Annotated in this window: 16 protein-coding genes and 1 tRNA gene; 8 read left to right on the forward strand and 9 right to left on the reverse strand. The window is 41.6% G+C overall.

The window, feature by feature from the left end:
• Positions 1 to 276 precede the first annotated feature (276 nt).
• On the forward strand, positions 277 to 948 hold the full coding sequence (locus CDC33_RS06330; protein ID WP_109007764.1) for a hypothetical protein: 672 nt from the start codon (positions 277 to 279) through the stop codon (positions 946 to 948).
• A gap of 209 nt (positions 949 to 1,157) precedes the next feature.
• Here CDC33_RS06330 and lspA read toward each other — a convergent pair whose 3' ends face one another.
• Together lspA and CDC33_RS06340 are read right to left on the reverse strand one after the other, a co-directional pair.
• A complete protein-coding gene (gene lspA, locus CDC33_RS06335) occupies positions 1,158 to 1,634 on the reverse strand; it encodes a signal peptidase II (RefSeq protein WP_109007765.1) in 477 nt (158 codons plus the stop codon).
• Between the two features lie 93 nt (positions 1,635 to 1,727).
• A complete protein-coding gene (locus CDC33_RS06340) occupies positions 1,728 to 2,315 on the reverse strand; it encodes a biotin transporter BioY (RefSeq protein WP_109007766.1) in 588 nt (195 codons plus the stop codon).
• A gap of 857 nt (positions 2,316 to 3,172) precedes the next feature.
• Between CDC33_RS06340 and pstS the strand changes: the two genes are divergently transcribed.
• The 4 genes from pstS (at position 3,173) to pstB (ending at position 7,257) form a co-directional block, all read left to right on the forward strand.
• Entirely contained in the window at positions 3,173 to 4,357 is a 1,185-nt protein-coding gene (pstS, locus tag CDC33_RS06345) for a phosphate ABC transporter substrate-binding protein PstS (protein WP_109007767.1), read from the forward strand.
• A gap of 185 nt (positions 4,358 to 4,542) precedes the next feature.
• Positions 4,543 to 5,493 (forward strand): phosphate ABC transporter permease subunit PstC, encoded by a 951-nt coding sequence (gene pstC / locus CDC33_RS06350; protein ID WP_109007768.1) that lies wholly within the window; start codon positions 4,543 to 4,545, stop codon positions 5,491 to 5,493.
• Between the two features lie 19 nt (positions 5,494 to 5,512).
• The gene (pstA, locus tag CDC33_RS06355; RefSeq protein WP_109007769.1) at positions 5,513 to 6,394 is read left to right on the forward strand and encodes a phosphate ABC transporter permease PstA; all 882 of its coding nucleotides are present in this window, start codon (positions 5,513 to 5,515) and stop codon (positions 6,392 to 6,394) included.
• Between the two features lie 56 nt (positions 6,395 to 6,450).
• A complete protein-coding gene (gene pstB, locus CDC33_RS06360) occupies positions 6,451 to 7,257 on the forward strand; it encodes a phosphate ABC transporter ATP-binding protein PstB (RefSeq protein ID WP_109007770.1) in 807 nt (268 codons plus the stop codon).
• A gap of 41 nt (positions 7,258 to 7,298) precedes the next feature.
• Here pstB and CDC33_RS06365 read toward each other — a convergent pair whose 3' ends face one another.
• Positions 7,299 to 8,408 (reverse strand): RNA-guided endonuclease InsQ/TnpB family protein, encoded by a 1,110-nt coding sequence (locus CDC33_RS06365; protein WP_109007771.1) that lies wholly within the window; start codon positions 8,406 to 8,408, stop codon positions 7,299 to 7,301.
• Positions 8,409 to 8,787: 379 nt separating this feature from the next.
• On the opposite strand from CDC33_RS06365, the gene tnpA reads away from it, so the two are divergent.
• A complete protein-coding gene (gene tnpA, locus CDC33_RS06370; RefSeq protein ID WP_109007772.1) occupies positions 8,788 to 9,222 on the forward strand; it encodes an IS200/IS605 family transposase in 435 nt (144 codons plus the stop codon).
• 363 nt (positions 9,223 to 9,585) lie between these two features.
• On the opposite strand, the gene CDC33_RS06375 is transcribed toward tnpA, so the two are convergent.
• The 3 genes from CDC33_RS06375 to CDC33_RS06385 all read right to left on the reverse strand — a co-directional run bounded on the left by CDC33_RS06375 (position 9,586) and on the right by CDC33_RS06385 (position 14,405).
• Positions 9,586 to 9,656, reverse strand: a tRNA-Gly gene (locus tag CDC33_RS06375).
• Between the two features lie 50 nt (positions 9,657 to 9,706).
• Positions 9,707 to 10,804 carry a hypothetical protein gene (locus tag CDC33_RS06380; RefSeq protein ID WP_109007773.1) on the reverse strand — a complete coding sequence of 366 codons (1,098 nt, stop codon included), beginning with the start codon at positions 10,802 to 10,804 and terminating at the stop codon, positions 9,707 to 9,709.
• Positions 10,805 to 10,877: 73 nt separating this feature from the next.
• Entirely contained in the window at positions 10,878 to 14,405 is a 3,528-nt protein-coding gene (locus tag CDC33_RS06385) for a response regulator (protein ID WP_109007774.1), read from the reverse strand.
• A 1,235-nt stretch (positions 14,406 to 15,640) separates the two neighbouring features.
• Between CDC33_RS06385 and CDC33_RS06395 the strand changes: the two genes are divergently transcribed.
• Entirely contained in the window at positions 15,641 to 16,273 is a 633-nt protein-coding gene (locus tag CDC33_RS06395; RefSeq protein WP_439956590.1) for a GNAT family N-acetyltransferase, read from the forward strand.
• A gap of 829 nt (positions 16,274 to 17,102) precedes the next feature.
• Complete coding sequence (locus tag CDC33_RS06400; protein ID WP_109007775.1) at positions 17,103 to 17,657, forward strand: hypothetical protein; 555 nt, start codon at positions 17,103 to 17,105, stop codon at positions 17,655 to 17,657.
• Positions 17,658 to 17,665: 8 nt separating this feature from the next.
• Here CDC33_RS06400 and CDC33_RS06405 read toward each other — a convergent pair whose 3' ends face one another.
• From CDC33_RS06405 to gor, 3 genes are all read right to left on the reverse strand, one after another.
• On the reverse strand, positions 17,666 to 18,808 hold the full coding sequence (locus CDC33_RS06405; protein ID WP_181373910.1) for a histidinol-phosphate transaminase: 1,143 nt from the start codon (positions 18,806 to 18,808) through the stop codon (positions 17,666 to 17,668).
• 106 nt (positions 18,809 to 18,914) lie between these two features.
• Positions 18,915 to 19,577: a YqiA/YcfP family alpha/beta fold hydrolase gene (locus CDC33_RS06410; protein WP_109007777.1), complete on the reverse strand. Its 663-nt coding sequence runs from the start codon at positions 19,575 to 19,577 to the stop codon at positions 18,915 to 18,917.
• An 81-nt stretch (positions 19,578 to 19,658) separates the two neighbouring features.
• Positions 19,659 to 21,035 carry a glutathione-disulfide reductase gene (gene gor, locus CDC33_RS06415; protein ID WP_109007778.1) on the reverse strand — a complete coding sequence of 459 codons (1,377 nt, stop codon included), beginning with the start codon at positions 21,033 to 21,035 and terminating at the stop codon, positions 19,659 to 19,661.
• Between the last annotated feature and the right edge of the window lie 173 nt (positions 21,036 to 21,208).

A 21,208-nucleotide genomic window follows, 5' to 3' on the forward strand; every position in this document is an offset into this window, starting at 1 on the left:
TATGTTGTATTTTTTGCTACTTTCTCACATACAAATAAATTTTTTATCCATTCTCAAAGGTCTATTTTATATGTGTTACTTTTTCTCTCACTACAATCTTCCTTCTAAAGATTGTATTTTTAAGCACTAGTTATTAATAGACAACAGATTTAATTTTTACCAATTTTACATATTCACATATTCTGAAACAAACCTAAATATATTCATTTAGGAAGATTTTCTAAATTCTATTGTCTGTTTTAATGGGCCGAGTGTTCCGTTGAGGTTAATTACAGAATGATGGGAAAATCTCTGACTCTGATTGGTGCAGCTTTATCTTTAGCATTCACTGCTAACATTGCTGTAGCCGAATCTAGTAAATCCTCCATAGCCCAATCCAGTGGCGGCTCAACTAGTGCACCAACGGAAATTAAGTTGTCCCCAGAAGGTAAGAAAATTCTATGCGAGTATTTTCCACTCAACTCACGCTGTCCCGGCGGCACAGCACTCACCCCTAGCACTCCTAGTGGCACTACAGCACCAGCAGAAACCACGCCCAGTGGTACCACCACACCAGATAGCACAACTGCACCAGGTAGCACAACTGCACCAGGATCTGGATCTGCCACTCCCGAAAGCACTCCAGCGCCAGGAAGCGTTACCCCATCTGAACCTGGTTCTCCTAGCAACTTAACTCCTCCAGCACCAGGAAGCGTTACCCCGCCTGATTCTGGCACTCCTGGCAACTTAACTCCACCAGGAAGCGTTACTCCAGTTCAACCTGGCACTCCTGGCAGCAGTACCGAACCAAGCAGCCCAACTTCACCTGAGTCTGGCGCTCCAGGCAGCATTACCGTACCAGGAAACCCAACTACACCTGAGTCTGGTACTACTGACAGCAATCCCGAACCAAGTACTGGTTCTCCCAATAATACTCCAGGCTCTAATTCGCCAACTCCTAGCCGATAACTAAATTAAAAGCTGAGGCATAATAATCTGAATAATAGTTTGCCATCAGCGATCGCCAGTGCATCTTGACCTCTTACACCAGTTATGCAAACTGGTGTAAAATAATAACTCAAAATCGCTCAAACCAATAAATAAAGTCTTCGCATATAGGATTGAGCAAAGGTTTTAGTAATTAATAGCCTGGGATGATTTATCCCAGGCTTAATAGTTTAATGCGACCTGTCAGTTGAAGTCGGTGTTTTTTGAAAGGAAGCAATTAACAGGCAAACAATACCGATACTAATAAATGAATCTGCCACATTAAATACAGCAAAGTTAATCAGGCGAAAATCAAGAAAATCAACGACGTAGCCCAAAACAAAGCGATCAATACCGTTGCCCATAGCTCCACCTAAAATCAAGCCATAGCCCAACTGATCCCATAAATTTAATGTTGGGCCAAACAAGGCCAACGCTATCAATACTAAACTCACTCCTAAAGATAACCAGCGCAACCATTCTACTTTCCCACTTAATAGACTAAAAGCCGCACCAGTATTAGTGACATAGGTGAAGTGAAATATTCCAGCAAAAAGTGGTAGTGTTTGCCCCAAGCTAAAGGTTTGCACTACCCAGTATTTTGTTATTTGATCTAAGAAAAAAGCTATGAAGGCAGCTATCCAGAAAAGGCGATTTTTTAAACGCATGAAACTAGGGGCTAGGATTAGGGACTAGGGACTAGGGACTAAGGATTAGAAGAATTTTAAATTTCTAGTCCTTAGTCTCTAGCCCCTTCATGACTAATAAAACATTAAGTGACGCAATATATATGCTATTACAGTAACGGCACAGACCACATTTAGTTGCCCTGGTAGTGCAAACCAAGAGTATCTAAGGATTGCTTGCATCAAGGGAAGATTTTCTGTGCCTTTCCACTGAAAAATATAGCTAATAATCAAATAAGCAATACCGCAGATGTGGATAGTTAACAAGCCACAAATGCAACTAAAGGCGAGAGTTTCTAGTCGAGGTCTAGCTTTAAAAGCGAACAAACCACAAATCCAAGCTCCAGGAATAAAGCCTAATAGATAGCCAAATTGAGATAATTTAACATAACCAATACCGCCCCCATCCGCAAATACAGGTAATAAGGTCAATCCCATGACTAAATAGGCAATTTGTGAAAGCGCACCAGCATTTTTGCCCCCTAAACAACCCACCAGCAATACTGCGCCAACTTGAAAAGTGACACCTAAAGAAATTGTCTGAATTCCGTGCTTACTCCAATTCCAAGGTAAGGTGATACCATAAACTTCTAGGAAAGTGCCACCCATTGTCAGGAGTAAGCCAATCATTGACCATAGTAATTGATTGGAAGCAGCAAACATTTATTCAGTCAACCAGGGAAAGGCAAAAGGGAAAACTAACAGCAACTAGTACCGCAAGGCGGAAGTCAAAAGTCAAAAGGATTGTATTTCAGGCTTTTGTACATTTGAAATGGGTATGTTCATTTCTGCGTCCGCCGTACTAGTATATTCATTAGTGTTAGAATGGGATTAGTGCTGACACCTCTAAGGACTAGCATATTTTTTTGCCTTTTTGGTATGTAACTTTTCAGTTACGCAAATTATGGCTTAGGTGTCAATAGTTGTAATTTTATTGGTTGAAGCGTAGTCTGCTTATGGTAGTTGGCCTAATACATGTTAATAATAGTAGTAAATAAAATATAGTATTTATTATAAATTTTTAGATTCAATACCCAGTTTTACTAATTTTTTAGCGATCGCCCCCCTACTCTCAAAAAACAGGCAATTTATAGTTTTTCTTCTGTTTTCCTCAACAATAATTTCACTCATTAAACTTAGATTTTTTACTTATGCCTTGAAATCTGCTGAGACTGATAAGCAAAAACAATCTTCGATGTTAATACCCAATAATTTATGAGGCTTAGAGTATACCATAGACTGCAATATTTTTATACATTTTTTTATAAATTGACCAATAAATTTACACTATCAAAATTTTTTGTAAATATCTGTAACCCAATCCTTGTGGTAATATTTGTAAGATGTGACGAAAATAGCAGTATAAATTTTATTAAGTAAAACGAGAAAAGAGTGTTTGTTCTTCATCAAAAAAAAACAAGCATTTTTTGCTTTGTTAACCTATCCTTTACCTTGACCTTCATCTTTTAGGGGTATCCTGAGAAGCGCTCACCTGAAAAGTTACCCAAACATTGATAGCGATGCCCTCAAATTTTAGTGTAACAAAAATCCATCGCCTCACAGCTTCAGTTTCAGTGTTAGCACTGACAATTAGCCTAGCTGCATGTGGTGGCGGACAGCAAAATCCAGATAATACAGCCACCAAGGATGCTCCTTCTGGTACTGCTACAGATACCACAGCCTCTAGCACAACCAAATTAGATTTGGGTGGAAATCTCAAGTTAAGCGGGGCTGGTGCGTCTTTCCCAGCACCACTGTATGATACATGGTTTACGGATTTAAACAAAAAATATCCAAATCTACAAATTGACTATGCTTCAGTTGGTAGCGGTGCTGGAGTTGAGCAGTTTATCAAAGGGACTGTAGACTTTGGTGCTAGCGATGTTGCCATGAAGGATGAAGAAATCCAAAAAGTACCAGCAGATAAAGGCGTTATTTTACTGCCTGTAACTGCTGGTAGTATTGTGTTGGCTTACAACTTGCCTGATGTTTCAGAACTAAAGCTACCACGAGCCGTTTACGCCGATATTCTACTAGGCAAAATCAAGTCTTGGAATGATCCCCAAATTGCCAAGGCTAACCCAGGTGCAAAGCTTCCTAACCAGCCAATCACAGTTGTTCATCGTTCCGATGGTAGTGGAACAACAGGTGTGTTTACAAAACACCTCAGCACCATCAGTCCGGATTGGAAGACTAAAGTTGGTGAAGGTAAAACTGTCAACTGGCCTGTAGGAGTTGGTGCAAAAGGCAATGAGGGTGTTACCGCCCAAATCCAACAAACACAAGGTTCTATTGGTTATGTCGAATACGGCTACGCCAAACAAAATAGTCTCAAGTTTGCTGCTTTAGAAAATAAAGGCGGTAAGTTTATTGTCCCTAGTGAGGAGTCAGCCTCTAAAACTCTGGCATCAGCAACTCTACCGCCTAATCTCCGCATCTTCATTTCCGATCCAGAAGGCGCTGATTCTTATCCCATCGTCACTTACACTTGGCTGTTGGTTTACAAGAAATATCCTGATGCGGCAAAAGCTAAGGCTATGGAAGCTGCGATCGAATATGCTTTAACTGAAGGCCAGAAGAATGCTGTGGCACTAGGGTATGTTCCTCTGCCCCAAAACGTCATTACAAAGGTGGCTGCTGCTGCCGATCAAATTAGTCCAGATTATAAAATCGCTGTTGGTAGTGGTACTAGTGCTAGCAAGTAGCTACAGTTAAGACATAAAGCATTCCTAAACAATAATTTTTAGGCTGCTTACTAACACTATAGGCATTCGTAATTTGGAACTCTATTTTACCAATGTCTCGGTTTCAAAAGACGATGAGGCAACAAATTTGTTGATATGGTTGCCTCCCATATATTCCTCTGATTTAATTGTGAAAGTCGGTAGTCATGACTACAAATTCTCAAAACCTTTCATCAGCGACAAAAAATCGCTCTGATGTAGAAAAGTCCCTAGATCGGGGTTTTATTTGGCTTACTGCAATTTTCGCCTTTGGGGTTGCTGCCGCTTTATTATGGATCGGCTTCCAGGTTGCAATTGCTTCTGGCCCAGCCATCCAAAAGTTTGGTGCTAGCTTTTTAGCTAACACCACTTGGAATCCAGTTAATGATAGCTACGGGGTTCTACCTCAAATTTATGGAACTCTCTTGAGTTCTTTTATCGGTTTACTTATAGCTGTACCGATTGGAGTTGGTACTGCTGTTGTACTAAGCGAGGATTTTTTACCAGCAAAAGTGAAGTTGGTACTGGTTTTTGCAGTAGAACTGCTTGCAGCTATTCCCAGCGTTGTCTATGGCGTGTGGGGTATTTTTGTTTTAGTGCCTATTTTAACTAACTTGGGAAAATGGCTCAATAGTTACTTTGGCTGGATACCATTTTTTAGCACCCCCCCTACAGGCCCAGGAATGTTACCGGCAGGAGTCATATTAGCAATTATGACTTTGCCCATCATCACAGCTCTATCGCGCGATGCCTTAATTTCTATACCCTCCAGTTTGCGCCAAGCCGCCGTAGGATTAGGAGCAACCCGATGGGAAACCATCTTGCAAATTCTGATTCCAGCAGCCTTTTCAGGGATAGTTAGCGCTGTGATGTTGGCACTCGGTCGGGCAATGGGAGAAACAATGGCTGTAACAATGTTGATTGGTAATTCCAACAACATTAGTATCTCACTGTTAGCACCAGGCAATACGATTTCTTCTCTATTAGCAAATCAATTTTCAGAAGCTAGTGGTTTGCAAGTTTCGGCTTTAATGTACGCTGCTTTAGTTCTATTCTTCTTGACCCTGGTAGTTAATATCATGGCCGAGTTTATCGTTCTGAGAGTCAAGCGACTGTAGCTTAGTTGTGGGTTGAATTATGACTTCTAGTTTTCCAGAGCGCAGTTTAACTCGCGCTCCCATGTCTCAAAGGACACTGTTTAATACAGTAATGACTGTAGTCGCATTTATCTGTGGGGTATTGGCACTTGTGCCTTTGCTAGCAGTACTTTCTTACGTCATTATTCAAGGTTTTAGCAGTTTGAATCCCAGCATCTTTTTTGAACTGCCACCCAAAGCTTTACAACAGGGAGGAGGCTTTGGTAATGCAATTTTGGGTACACTATTAATGGTAGGAATTGCTGCCCTAATTAGTATTCCATTTGGTGTTTTGGCGGCAATTTACATCACAGAATTTAGCTCGGCCCAAGTAGCGAGATGGGTACGTTTTGCGGCTAACGTCCTGAGTGGAGTCCCGTCAATCATTGCTGGAGTATTTGCCTATGGCGTTGTAGTTTTGACACTGGTAAAGTTAAACTTAGGATCATACTCTGCTCTAGGTGGAGGGTTTGCACTGGCAATTTTGATGTTGCCAATTATTGTCCGAACCACTGATGAAGCCTTGCAGTTAGTATCGCAAGATTTGCGACAAGCATCTGTAGGGTTAGGAGCAACTAACTTTCAAACAGTAACACAAGTAGTGTTGCCAGCAGCCTTACCTGCAATTGTAACTGGGGCAACGTTAGCGATCGCCAGAGCATCTGGAGAAACCGCACCTTTACTATTTACCGCCCTGTTTTCCAATTTTTGGCCTGGTAGCTTATTTGAACCCACAGCTTCCCTTGCTGTTTTAGTTTATAAATATGCTATTTCTCCGTTTAAAAATTGGCAATCACTAGCTTGGGCAGCATCTTTGATTTTGGTATTGATGGTTTTAATCACAAGTATCATCGCTCGCTGGGCAACTCGCAAGAAAGTTTAGTCAAATACTACATAATAGCGGATTTGTATCGCTAAAACTAATACTACATTTAATTTATGGCTAACAACATTAGCACAGTCAACGATACTCAAACCGTTTTACGCACCGAAAACCTCAACGTTTACTACGGCAAATTTTTAGCATTGAAAGATATCTGGCTAGATATTCCAAAAAATCAGGTTACAGCTTTCATCGGGCCTTCTGGTTGTGGTAAAAGTACGTTGTTGCGATGCTATAACCGCCTCAATGACCTGATTGAGTCATTTAGGGCAGATGGTAAAATACTTTTTTACGATAAAAACTTGTATGCATCCGACATTGATCCTGTAGAGGTGCGTCGTCGGATTGGAATGGTGTTTCAAAGACCAAACCCGTTTCCAAAATCAATTTATGACAATATTGCTTTTGGAGCCAAAATCAATGGCTACAAAGGTGATATGGATGAATTAGTAGAACGAAGTTTGCGACAAGCAGCTTTGTGGGATGAAGTAAAAGATAAACTGCGACAAAGTGGTTCGTCTTTATCTGGTGGACAACAACAGAGGTTATGTATTGCTCGTGCGATCGCAGTTCAACCTGAAATTATATTAATGGATGAACCTTGTTCTGCCCTAGATCCTATTTCTACGTTGCGGGTTGAAGAACTAATTCACCAACTTAAAGAGCAATACACCATCGTTATCGTTACCCATAATATGCAGCAAGCAGCGCGGGTTTCTGATAAGACAGCGTTTTTTAATGTTAAAACTACAGAAAGCGGAGGTCGTAACGGCTATATGGTAGAGTACGACGCCACAGAACTAATTTTCAACAATCCTCAGCAGCAAGATACCAGAGATTACGTTAGCGGCAGATTTGGATAAATAGGTCAACCGCCTCACCCACAAGGGGATGGGGCTTGTAACTAACCGACAGAATCGGCTGAAACATACGGCATATTGACTGATGCCTGCTCCTGTGTCCCTAACTGGGTAGAGGAGAGAATATAGTCGTCCCGAACATTCTTGGCAGCATTGAGATCCGCGTGTGTCCGATGTCCACAATTTTTGCAATGAAATCTGGACTTGTGCCGATTTGTTCTTCGGATGTGCTTACAAATATTGCATTTTTGGGAGGTATAACGAGGATCTTGGTGTACTACTCGTTTTCCCAACGCTTCTGCCTTGTAAGCCAAGAACTGCTCTTGCTGATAGAACGCCCAACTACCCAACCATTTATTCATTTTCTTGCCGCGTCGCTGAGTGCGAATACTGGACAAGTCCTCTAGTACAAAAACCGCAATTAAGGGTTGGTTGACTAACTTTTTACTTACACAATGGTTCGTATCCCGCATGAACCGCTTCTCGCGTCCAGACATCGCCTTTAAACGACGTTTGGCACTGCGAGTGCCTTTTTGCTGGAGTTTACGACGATTATGTAAATAACGTCTTTGTACTTCCCTGATTTTAGAAGAACTGAAAAATTGACCATCATTGGTAACAGCTTGATGATACAAGCCTCGGTCAATTCCTTGAATTTGTCCTTCTATCTGTTGCGGGTCTTCTGTCTCAAAAACCAATCTCACCCAGAATTGCTTGGTGTTGTTAGTACAGGTAACAGTTGCACCGCAAAATTCCCAAGTTTCAAACACTTCTTGAAAATATTCAGGAACATCAAGAATTAAAGTGACTCGTTTCCCAATGCACGAGAGGGTTAATTGCTTTCCTCTTAGCGTCATTGTGCGTTTATCGTACCTTAATCCCGATGTTGGTTTTTTCTTGGGAATGCTCTTGAATTTTGTAGCTTTGATAGCTTCAAGTGCGTTATCTCTGATTGTTTGCAATAGCGCAGAAGGCACACACGGATACTGAACTCTTAACAAGTGATACAGTTCCTTGTGTGCCTTATTTTTGTTGTAACTACTCTTAGCAATAGCCCAGTCAACGTGTGCGTTAAATATCTCTGCACACTGGTTCATCAAAGGTAAAAATTTATCCGATGGTAAATCAACTGGGATACTAACAGTACGTTTCATGTAGATTCTACTGGCTTGTAGTAAGCAATAATCACAGCTTCGTCAAAAGAGGCAGGGGGGCGGGGAGCACTTAGCAGGGGAGAGGTAGTAACGGATCTTGTACTCCCACCAATCGAGAACGCCCGCTTTTGGGCGGGGCTTGATACCCATGTTCCGCTCCGCTTCACGGCTTCGGGACAGGGATTGCTCCCCCTGCTCCCTGCAAGAACTGCCCCTTTGCCTCTTCGGTAACGCCTACTGCTATTTGCTGTAGAATTTTCATGTTGACCTACTGATATTAGGTTGACCAAGCCCCTGGATGGTTACGACATCGCAGGGGCATTTTTGTGTAAAATTACTATATCACAATTTTTATATGTTTTGTTGATATACACAAAATATGGAAATTTTATCAAGTTCACACGCTAAACACTGCCTGGGATATCACATTATCTTTTGCCCCAAGTACCGTCATCAAGTCCTTAAAGATGCAGTAGAAATAGAGTTAAAACGTATCCTTGGCGAAATCTGTAAAACCTATGGATGGATACTTCACGCGCTAGAAATAATGCCCGACCACGTTCATGTATTTGTACAGGCAGATCACACAACTGCACCAGTAGAAATTGCCAAAACTATGAAATCAATTTCTGCTGTGCATATATTTAATACATTCAAAGACCTTAAAAAACGTCGCTTTTGGGGTTCAGGAATGTGGAGTGATGGCACGTTTTACTCATCTGTTGGTGGAGTCTCAGAAGAAGCAGTGAAGCGATACATCGAAACTCAGAAACAGAGAGGTGACTTGCTTTCCCGAAGGGAGAGTGTTAATTGAAGGGGCATCGAACCCCTTCAATTAACCGCGCTTGCATCCCCACCCACAAGGGGATGGGGTTTTACGCGCGATCAATAAATATTAGAGATTGTTGATTTTAGAACAATGAGGGATACTCGAAAATTAACGCTGGGCGATATTCCTCTAGTTTTTTATTTGTTTGCCAAGGTTAGCGACGCCGAATAGCCCGCCGCAGGCATTGCTTGATTAAGAAAGGCAATAATTAAGCTATTTAACCCAAGATTTGCATTAATTTAGTGGTGTACTACACCCACTTCAAAATAGCAATTATAGTACAGTGTTTAGTTAAAATCGTAGGTGTATTTACACCGTGCAGCACTAGTGAATTTAGTACTTTTTCAAAGCGGGCGGCGGGAATCGAACCCGCATTAATAGCTTGGAAGGCTATAGTTTTACCACTAAACTACGCCCGCAAATTTCCAACTAGCTAAGTATAACATAGGCTTTGGAAAAATTCAAGCATCTAGTTGGAATTGGCAGGTTGGATTTTAAACCTTACAAGTAGGTTGCTTGCTTGTTTTTTTGTTTGATCAGCGAGTTCGTAGGCAGGGTTAAATTTATTTTTTTGACAAACTTCCTCAAAGGCGAATTGCTCATATATGCCCCTTTCGCCAGGTGATATATTCTGATCAGGCAATAATACAGCCTTTGAACATACGCCATTTGCCTCAATGATTAAGCTAAATAAAAAATTCCCCGTCTTCAGTCCGAGGTCTGGTTGGATTGCAATTGTAGAATCTTGTTTTGTACTTTGTGCAAGTTCAGGTAGTTTGATGTCCTTCGGTAAATCAGTTCTCATTAAGATCGTCTGTTGAGATGGAGTTAAAGGAATCCAGCTAACTATTACTCCTCCTGCTGTGTGAGTTTTGGCAATAGTTCCATCATTTTCAGTTCGTGGAGCTTGTCCTGTTTGAGTGCGTGGTTCCTGTAGGGGTGAACCATTTTGTTGAGCAAGTTCTTGTTGACGCTGTTGAGCAAGTTCTTGTTGACGTTGTTGAGCAAGTTCTTGTTGACGCTGTTGAGCAAGTTCTTGTTGACGTTGTTGAGCAAGTTCTTGTTGACGTTGTTGAGCGAGTTCTTGTTGACGTTGACGTTGTTGAGCGAGTTCTTGCTGACGTTGACGTTGTTGAGCAAGTTCTTGTTGACGTTGTTGAGCGATCGCATTTTTATGATTTGTCAATGCGATTGCACTTCTATCTTGACCGTTAGGGGTAGGTTTTGCTGTTAACTTATCTTTTGGAACTACTTGCTTTGGTAACTTTACTGGTTGTAGCTTTTGAATTCTGGATGATTCCTTGGGCGAGACTGGTTTTGGTTCAGACGCAACTTTTCTTGTTCTTGGTTTTGGCTCAGAAGAAATCTCCACAATTTCAATTGGAATAGTGGCTTGATTTGGCTGGTGCCACAAACGGCTAAACTGAGATGAGCGCATCAGCCAGAACGCCAGCAAGTGCAGAGAGACTGAACCTATAATGACAGAAATCCACAAAGCTGGTGGATCGGTGTGTCGCCTCCAGACTTTGCTTGGAATTGGAGTTTTGTCTGCAACTGATAGTGGCATATTATATTGTATAAACTGGATATGATTAGGCAGTATTACTCATTGCTAATGCTTTAAAATACCAGTCTAAATTTTAGCGATTAACCATTACTTCTGGTATAACAGCAAAAGTCAAAACTGTTTCATCTACTCCTTTAAGTTCTAGCGGACTACCTTTAGTAATTTCTTCTTCCTGCAAATAATCTGCCACGGCAGCAGAAACTAGGATCGTACCGGGAACAGCAGCAGCTTGTAACCTTGCAGCAATATTCACACTTGGGCCAATGGCAGTATAATCAGCCCGTTCAGCACTACCAAACATCCCCACAACAGCAGTACCTTGGTGGATACCGCACCGAAACTGGACGCTAGTAAGTCTGTCACCATCGAATACACCTTGATTTCGCCAGCGCTGGTTCAACTCAGCCAGTGAGCGGTGCATTGCTCTTGCTGTATTGATGGCACGACGCACTTGTTCATTAGGGGTTAGCTCTTCCGGCGCTCCATATAAAGCTAAAATAGCATCTCCCATAAATTTATCTACAGTGCCGCCATTGCCAAATACAACCTTGGTCATAGCTTCTAAATATTCATTTAGCAATTCCGCGACTCGTCGGGATCTGAGAGTATTTGATAGCTGTGTAAAACCCACGATATCACTAAACAAAACTGTAATTAAGCGTGGTTCTGGGCGCAAATCTAACGTTAAATCTCCGGTTGCGGCTTTTTGTACCAATACAGCCGGTAAAAAGCGCTTTAGCACCGATTCTGTTAGATAAGTATTTAACTCCACGATTCGCCGTTCATTTTCCTTCAATGCCAAAAGATTCCGAACTTCCGCCAAAAGTTCCCGATCATTAAATGGTTTTGCTAAATAAGCATCTGCACCATTTTCTGTACCTTCGATGCGGGTTTCCTCATCAGCTTTTGCTGTCAGCAGAATGATTGGTATTCCTTTCAACTTCTCCTCTTGGCGGATCATCTGAATCATTTCAAGTCCGCTCACCAAGGGCATCATTAAGTCAGTCACAATCAAGCTGGGTATAATTTCCTGAGCTAGACGGTGCCCTTCAGAACCGTTACGAGCTGTCTGCACATGATAGCCATTACGGCGGAAAATCTCAGATACATAAGTTCGTAAATCCGGGTTATCATCTACAACTAAAATTGAGTGCTGAGTCTTAAGTGCTGACTCTTGAGTATCAATACTGGGGGAAAGGTTTATTGTAATATTTTCAATATCGTCTGTTGTTGATACCAGTTCTAAATCAGCCAATTCTACACTAGCGCGGCTTGTATTCAGTTCGGTAGGCGTTTCTAGTACTTGCTGTGTGGGTAAATGAGCATTTCCAGTCATAAGCCATAAACTAAAGGTAGTGCCTTGGCCATAAACTGATTCCACAGTGACTTGACCACCATGTAATTCGACCAATTCTTTAACTAAAGCTAAACCCAAACCACTACCTTCATAGGAGCGGTTTGCTGAACCTTCAGCTTGGCGGAAGCGCTCAAATAGGTGGGGAATTTGTTCTTTAACAATGCCAATTCCAGTATCTTGTACTTGCAATATGCAGCGATCGCGCTCAGATTTTAGTCTGACATTGATCGTCCCACCTTCGGGAGTAAACTTCATGGCATTTGACAGGAGGTTATAAACCACCTTGTCAAATTTTTCCATGTCCAAGTACACCGGGGAACATTCATCTAACTGGGTGACGAGATGCAATCTCTTTTTCTCGCAGTAGGGACGAAAAGATTCCACAATTTGGGTGACAAATTCTGCTAAATCGCAGGGATGGAAGCTAGGCTGCATTCTCCCTGCATTCAGGCGTTGTAAATCTAGGAGTTGATTTACCAGTCGCAGCAGACGGCGGGAGTTACGCAGGGCGATCGCACTTTGAGAGTAAGATAATCCTTCACCAGCCGCCACCGCCGATTCTAAAGGCCCTTGAATCAGGGTGATAGGTGTACGAAACTCATGGGAAATATTTTGGAAAAATTCGGTTTTTTGTTTATCTAATTCCAGTAAGCGTTCAGCTTGTTGGCGAGTTTTTTGATATAGGTATGACTGTTGCACAGCGATCGCTGCTTGAGCTGCTACTGCTTTAGCTAAATCAATATCAGATGATAGCCATTGGCGTACTTTTTTACCTTCATGCAACGTAATACTACCGATGCATTTGCCATCAGCCAATAATGGTACAAACATTAGCGATCGCGCTGGCATGTTTAACGGCAAATCAAAACCCTGCACATCTGAAGGAGAATGGCTTACATTACCAATTACCACAGGTTCATGAGTCTGTAGCATTTGTTGGAGGATTGGATTCTCCTGTATAGATGCTTGAGAATAAGGTAATCTCGGAGGTAATAGATGATTCTTGCTACTTGAATTATTGTCTGGGGCTGGCAATGCCTGGGTTGGGCTGTCCCTACGCAAATTGTCCGTATGTTGAAAACTGTCATACAAGCCCACACACTGGACAAACTCATCTTCCTCTGTCCACAAAGACAGGACGCAGCCATCGACTTGTAAAGCTTGTCCCAATTGCTGGGTAATCGCCGCAAAAATATCTTGGGGGTCTAAGCTAGAGCGAATCGCGCTAGTAATTGTATTAATTAAAGCTTCTCTCTTGGCAAGGGCACGGACTTGCTCATAAGCATAAGCTTGAGACAAAGCTAAAGCTGCCTGATCCGCCACCATCAACACTAGCTGCACCTCATCCTCCTCCCAAATGCGAGGCACAGAACACTGATGCAGTGCCAGCACTGCCATCAGTTCTTGTTGGCAGATTAATGGCACAACTAAACTAGAGCAAATGTTAGCGGCAGTAAAAGCTTCCTCACGTTGGCGTAGTTCGGGAGTATTACCATGAATTCGCTCATCATCAGTTACATCGTGAATCACTTGGACTTCACGAGTTTCCCACACCGTTTGAGCCAAAAGAGGTAGAGGGGCAGAGGTTGACAAGGGCACAGCAGAAGAATTATTTGCCTGCACCCCTGCTTCTTCAGAAAGAGGCTTCTGATAAATAAATCCTTTATCCGCTAACTGCTCATCTTGAAAGGGACGCAACAGGCAAACATCCACCTCCAACATGTGACCCACTGTATCTACAATTGCCTGCAAAATTTGGCGATAGTCTAAAGCACTGCGAATTGTATTTGTGACAGTATTCAGCAGCGATTCTTGCCGAAGTGTGCGGGTAAGCTCGCGGGTGCGGGCTTTAAGAACATTGTGAGTATCCAAAGCTTGGCGTACCACTGCTTTGAGTTCCTCGGCTTCCCACGGTTTCGTAACGTATTTAAATACCTTACCAGCGTTGATAGCTTCCACCAAGTCTTCGACATCGGTGTAGCCAGTTAAAATAATCCGGATAATATCTGGATATTGAGTTGCTGTCAGGCTCAAAAATTCTGTACCGCTCATCATCGGCATCCGCTGATCGGAGATGATCACTGAGACCTCTCCCTCTTGAGCCAGCAGATCGAGTGCCGCAGGGCCAGAGTTTGCCCTTAGCACCTTATAGTCGCGATAGAAAGTGCGGTAAAGCAAGTCAAGGTTGTCTGGTTCATCATCGACAACCAAAATTTTAGGCTTACTGTTTGCTTGGGATTTCATGCACCGCTTTCCTGCTGCAACGGCAGTCGGATAAAGAATAATCTGATCAGGTAAGAATTTTTCTGAGTCAGGTAAGAGCAGAGCATTTTGACCAATAAGGCTTTTTGGCTACATGACTGCTGAGTATAGAAGCGTTTACGCACAGTAATTCGTCTCAATGGCTTATGCCTATTACCGATTGCGTTGGTGCAGTGTAATTGTTTTCATAATCAGTTTTAGAGTTACAGAGTCGCGGCTTGCTTGCCAAATGTTCCTTCACCTCCTGTGAGTAATGTCTGATACTACATACAGCGCTCATAGCTAGCTGACAAATCCAGATGAAGCTGCATATTAAGTTTTCCCTTTGCAGCAGTTTTACTAACACTTGCAGGTAAATTTTATTTATGGTAGTCATGGTAGAGTCAAAAATATTAAAACATAAAGATTTAAAGTCAAAGTATACTATTAGACAAATACCTCCTTCTAATTTAGCAATCAGAACTATCATTAAGACAAGGTAGGGTTAAGAAGTTAGGGATCTTGGATCTTGGAGATTCTTCCCGTATACCTGCACAGACTGTTACTATGACCTATTACCGCAAAGCAGAAGTCAAAAGAAGCCAGTACACCCTTGCGGCTCTGCCTACTTCCCTGTGGGGAAGCAAGCTACATGCAGCGTCTCGTTGGCGTAGCCTCTCGAAGAGAAGAGAAGAGAAGCAACTGGCTCTCAGAAGTGAAAGGTCTATAATTTTGAGCTTTTTGGCTGTAATGCAATAGTAGGTTTATTTCCGCCGACCTGTACTAGTAGTAAAGTCCTGTTAGTGTAGCGGCAATTGCCTAAGCGAGTTCAGTACTGTAACTAAAGGTGGTTTGCAAGCAGAATTTGTTGGCAGTATAGTTACTTAACAATTTTGTAAGTAATGTTTACGGACAGGTTATGCTATTTATCTACCCATTTACCTAAACCTGTTCGACTTTACAGATGTTTTTGTGGTAAGACTGATATCCTCCCTACCTAAAGCAAGGGATGCACTTGAACCAATTGAACTTAAGATTGTAGATTGATGAAGCTATAACTTCTAAGACTTTGACTTTTCCAAAAATACAGGCTATAAAGCCCCAAATGAAAGTGGGAAACTTTGTATGCTCCACAAGCAAAAGCGAATTAGCAATCTTAGGTTAGTTCAATATCCTGGGCAGATATAAAGTTTTTCTTCAGTTGAAATGGTATTTGAGGAGATTTGAGAAAATTTTCGTTGAACAAAATCAATACTAAACTAGCCTTGAAATATCGGTTTTTTCATCCATGCCAGCAACAGCCAATTAATCCAGCTTGCTGCCAATTTCAAATTCGTACAGCTACACCTGCTGATTTAATCAGTGTTTCTCAAATTATTGCTGAAAGCTTTCACTCCCAACAGGGTATATGGGGATGGGCATTTCCATTGCTACGTCTCGGTATTTACGAAGACTTAAGGCATCGCATGGCATCACCTTCGTCGCGTCATATTTGTTTAGTGGCCTTTGAAGCTACTACTGGTGCGGCTAATAACTTAGTGGGAAGTGTAGAACTGGGTGTACGTTACAGTGATTCGTGGAGCCAGGCTGGCACGGGTTTTCCTTACTTATCTAATTTAGCAGTTCACCCGCAATACCGTAGACACGGTGTTGCTTCAGGGTTACTAAGTAGCTGTGAAAAAGTTTCTCGTGACTGGGGATTTCAAGACTTATACCTCCACGTTTTAGAAAATAACCATCAAGCAAGGCAACTTTATTTCAAGTTGGGATATCGGGTGCATAAAGTTGAATCGAATTGGAATAAATTTTTCCTAAGACGCTCAAGCCAAATGTTATTGCACAAGCATCTGAGTACTGAATGTACTATTTGAATTTTATTTTGGCAGATAATAATTAAGTTTTGGTGTTGTAATTACTTTTGGGAAATTTCTCATCAATATAGACAATCAAAGCACAAACTAACTTAATTAAAACTAAGCTAGTATTAGTTATGGGACTAATATTTTATTTTTGAAATATATGCAGGGTGTGCCAGACGAAAGTATAGCACTGTCCAAAGGCTTTGTTACGGACTGCTTTCTAGGGCACCCTACATATAGATTTTTGAAAAAATTATTGAACCACTATCTCTACGAGAGGCTTCTGCCAATGCGTAGCGTCTCGTAGAGAAGAAAAGAAGCAAAAAAGCTTACGAATCATTTATGACTGCTATATAGCTTTAAATAATTATTTTAAGAATATTTTGTTTAGACTTTTTACAGAGCTTATTATTCGTCATATTAATAAATATATAACTTTGGAAAACTTATCTTAAATGATTAACTTATTAAAGTTTGTCTTTTTTGTTTGCTATTAAACGACAAGTATTTTAGAATATTTTATATAGACAAATATATTAATTATAATGAAAATAGCTGTAGAATTGCCCTGAGAAAACTAGTATTAGCTCATAATAACTTTTTAATTAAGATATTCATCTTTATAAAAACTTTAAGAAAAGCCTCTCTTAATTGGAAGACAAATCTAGTTATATCTCATAAAATATGATCACTCAATTACAATGCCTATTTATTACTATCTTAGTAAAATTGGCTAAAACACTCTTGATAATATAAAGAATTCAAAAATCTGATTTGACATAACAGCTAATTTTGTTTTGAAGTGCATACTACTACCAAATTCGTTGAAAGTTTAAAAAACATGGATAGCGAACAGCATCGACGCTATCAGACCTCTATGGTATCAACTTATTACCCTGAAGCTAGTTTCCTTGACTCTCTTGTGATGCCAGATGGAACTGAGCAATCGCCAGGCTCGGATATCCTTACACGTTTACACAGTGGGGAAGTTTTCATCGTCAATAGCCGTAGACGAAATGGATTAATCCTTTTTAAACGCTATCATGCGGAGTTTGCTGGACCTGGGGCTGCTGTAGGTGGGGATTACGATTGTGATTGCCAAAGGGCACTGCCCATAGGGAATCTGTCTTTATTAACTCCCGAATCTAATGAAGAACGCCAGAAAGCTTACTTGATTAGACGACAGTGGATTCGATTGATCAAACAAATTACAGAAAACCCAGTGCCTGGGCAGCGAGTTCAGAAAATTCTCGATCAATTTGAACAATACTTTCCACCAGATATAGTGGCTCTTCTGCCGGATGTTGCTTTTGCTCTTTTAGTTGGTGTGCTGCCACAAACAGTGGGAATAGTACGCCGTTTGGGCAGTGAGGTGAACAGCCGATTTAATTACTGAGTGAATTACTAAAATTCCAAATTTGCTAAAACAGCTTGTACTCGATTAATGGTACGGGCATTTTCCTCAATTGTCCCTACAGTAATTCGCAATCCGCCGCTAATGTGTCGCACAACAGTGCCAAGTGTTCTAAGTTTCTGGTGGAGAGTTTTTAACGCAGCATCTTGGGAATTAAAGCTATTTGGTTTAAGACGTAGGTAAATAAAGTTAGCAGCGCTTGGGGTAATTTGTAGTTCTGGTTGCTGGGATAAAATTTTGATTAGTTTAGCTCGTTCACTCAAGGTTTGGGGAATTGACTCTAGCAAGAGTGTACGGTTTTGTAAAGCAACTAATGCTGCTGCTATGGAAAAGCTAGGGAGATTGTAAGGTAGGCGAACTTTTTCTAAGATGGCGATCGCTTCGGGATGAGCGACGCAATAGCCAACACGGAGAGCTGCCAACCGGAAGGCTTTAGAAAAAGTACGTAATATTACCCAATTAGGACGCTGTGCTAATTCACCTACTAGGGTAGTTTGACTGAATTCAAAGTAAGCTTCATCAATTACTACTAAAATATGCTCACTCAAACTTCTTAACCATGCCAACTCTGCCGCAGTTAAGCTATTTGCTGTCGGCGAATTGGGATGCACTACAAAAACTACGCGAATCGGGGGATTTTGAGTTTGTTTGATCGCAGCCTGTGCAGCTTTTAAATCAATTTCAAAATTTGTTTCATTTCTACCCACCGCGACTACAGGAATACTTAAAGTTTGTGCCAAAATTCCGTACATCGAGAAAGTGGGATTGGCAACTAGAATTGAACCTTCTCCTCCCAGACAGGTGGCGATTAATAAAGAACGGATTAGTTCATCAGAACCATTTCCCACAGAAATATTAGCAGCAGTATATAGCGAGATAGCGGCTGATTCATTGACGTATTGGGCGATCGCATCTTTAAGTGTCTCATGTCCGCCATCAGGATAACGATTTGTTTCAATTACTTGCTGATATGTCCAGGCTAGCTTTTCTTTTAACTCAAGTGGTAAATCATAAGGGCTTTCATTTGTATCTAGCCGATCAAATTGCCCGGCGACAGATTCGGCTGTATCGCTGCTGGGGTGAGGTTTGTACGCGGTAAATTTGGCTAAATCTGACCGGATAAAGGGAAGCATAATTTTAGGAATTAGTCATTGGTCATTAGTCATTAGTCATTAGTAACTAAAGAAAGGACAAATGACTAAGGACATTATTTATGTAAGAGTCTAATATTTTACAGCTTCAAGGTAATTGGCAAAAGAGGCGAATTGCCTGCCAAATTTCTTCCATAACATTACCCAAGGCGTGATCGCTGTCGAGTTCGACTAACTCCACCCAAGGACGCGATACCTGCGGTGGGCTTCGCCAACGCCCAAAGTTACGACTGGCTTCGATGGGGATGACTTCATCGTTTTTTCCATGCAAAATCAGGGTGGGGATAGGACGTTGCAAAAACTTTTCTTGGTATTGGGCAGCATCTGTAACAAAATCGTAACTTAAGGGAAGCTTTCGCTGCTCCCCATAGTGGTAGACCATGATATATTTTTCTTGCTGCCAACGTTGTAGTTCTTCATCGCCTAGCTTGGGTAACCAATGGGATAAAAACTCAAAAGCTGGTGCTAATAGCACAAGACGTTGTACTTGTAAATATTGCTGTCCTAAGTGGGCAGTGGTCAAGCCGCCTAAACTTGAGCCAATGAGGGTTACTGGCGTAGAATTATTACTGAATTCTGCGGCAACTTGAGTAATCTGACGAGTGATTGTCAAGTGCGAAAAATCGCCAGCATTTAGATCGGGAATTTTTAGCTTTGTATGAATTTGGGCAAAGCGATCGCCTATGTCCCGTGCTTTGGCCGAATTAGGACTGGAAGCAAAACCGTGCAGGTAAATATACTGGGTAGACATTAAAGTTTTTCCGTTAGGTCGTTCTTAGTCATTTGTCATTTGTGATTCCAAAGGACAAATGACAAATGACAAATGACCTAGTTATCGCATTGTGACAAATTCTTCCGCTACTGAGGGATGGATACCAACGGTGGCGTCAAAGTCTTTTTTAGTTGCGCCCATCTTCACAGCGATCGCTACACCTTGAATGATCTCAGCAGCATGTTCACCCACCATGTGAGCGCCTAGCACTTTGTCAGTGTTGCTATCAACTACCAACTTCATCATTGTTTTTTCTTGCTTACCAGTCAAACTATAGTACATGGGGCGAAAGCGAGTGTGAAAAATTTTGACAGCATCGCCGAGTTTTTCCCGTGCTTCGGCTTCAGTCCAACCGACTGTAGCGGCTTCTGGGGTAGAAAATATGGCTGTAGGAACAGTTTCGTGACTGAATTCGCGGCGGTTATTACCGAATTCACTATCTGCAAAGGCGCGACCTTCACCAATGGCTACGGGAGTTAAATTGATTCGGTCTGTGACATCGCCAACGGCAAAGATATTTGGTTGATTAGTTTGACTGTATTCATTGACTGCGATCGCATTTGTGGTACTGTACCCTGGCCCTTCTATAGAACTATCAACAACATCAACCCCAGCGTTTTCTAAACCTAGTCCATCTACATTGGGAGTTCGACCAGTTGCTACTAAAAACACGTCGGCAATAACTGGTTCTTGGTCTTTCCCTGATAAAGTCAGTTTAAAACCTTCCGGCACGCGTTCAACTGTTTTTACCACATTATTCTTAATCAGCCGAATTCCGTGGTTCGTCATCCCCTCTTCAATTTCTGTACGGATGTCCTCATCAAACCCCTTTAAAATCTTTTCACCTCTGGTAATTTGTGTAACCTCAGAACCCAAACCACGCATGATACAGGCAAATTCTGTGCCAATATAACCAGCGCCAAGAATGACGATGTGTTTTGGTTGTTCTTTTAGATGAAAGATTTCGTTGGAGGTAATGCCATATTCCATCCCTGGTAAATCTGGCTTGATGGGACGTCCACCAACAGCAATTAAAATTTTATCTGCTGTAACTTTGCGTCCATCAACTTCTACCGTGTGGGGGTCTACCAATGCGGCGCGACCAGAAATTAGTTCCACTCCCGCTTTTTCTAAAAAGCTGATATGTAGTTGCGACAGTCGCCGAACTTCCTTATCTATAGATGTAATGAAATGTTCCCAGTCTAACTCGGCATTACCTACTTTCCAGCCATAACCTGAAGCTTCACTGAATAGTGCGGGAAAGTGAGAGCCATAGACCATGAATTTTTTGGGAACGCAACCGCGAATCACACAAGTGCCACCAACTAAATCATATTCAGCGATCGCTACTTTAGCCCCATAGCTAGCCGCCCGTTTGGAAGCCGCCAAACCTCCAGAACCCGCACCAATTACAAACAGGTCGTAATCAAAAGTCATAAATTTATGTTCTCTTTAGCAATAAATCAGTTCTTGGGAACTTACACAGAAAACGTCATTGAACTATACAAGGATATCGGTTAACCCTGTGTAAGTCCTGTCCTTGATTTAATCTAGCGTTAGCAGATGTTCTCTCGTCGTAGGGAATATCACTTTTTGCTTTGGTTGCTGTA

Source organism: Nostoc commune NIES-4072 (genome assembly GCF_003113895.1).
Lineage (GTDB): Bacteria > Cyanobacteriota > Cyanobacteriia > Cyanobacteriales > Nostocaceae > Nostoc > Nostoc commune.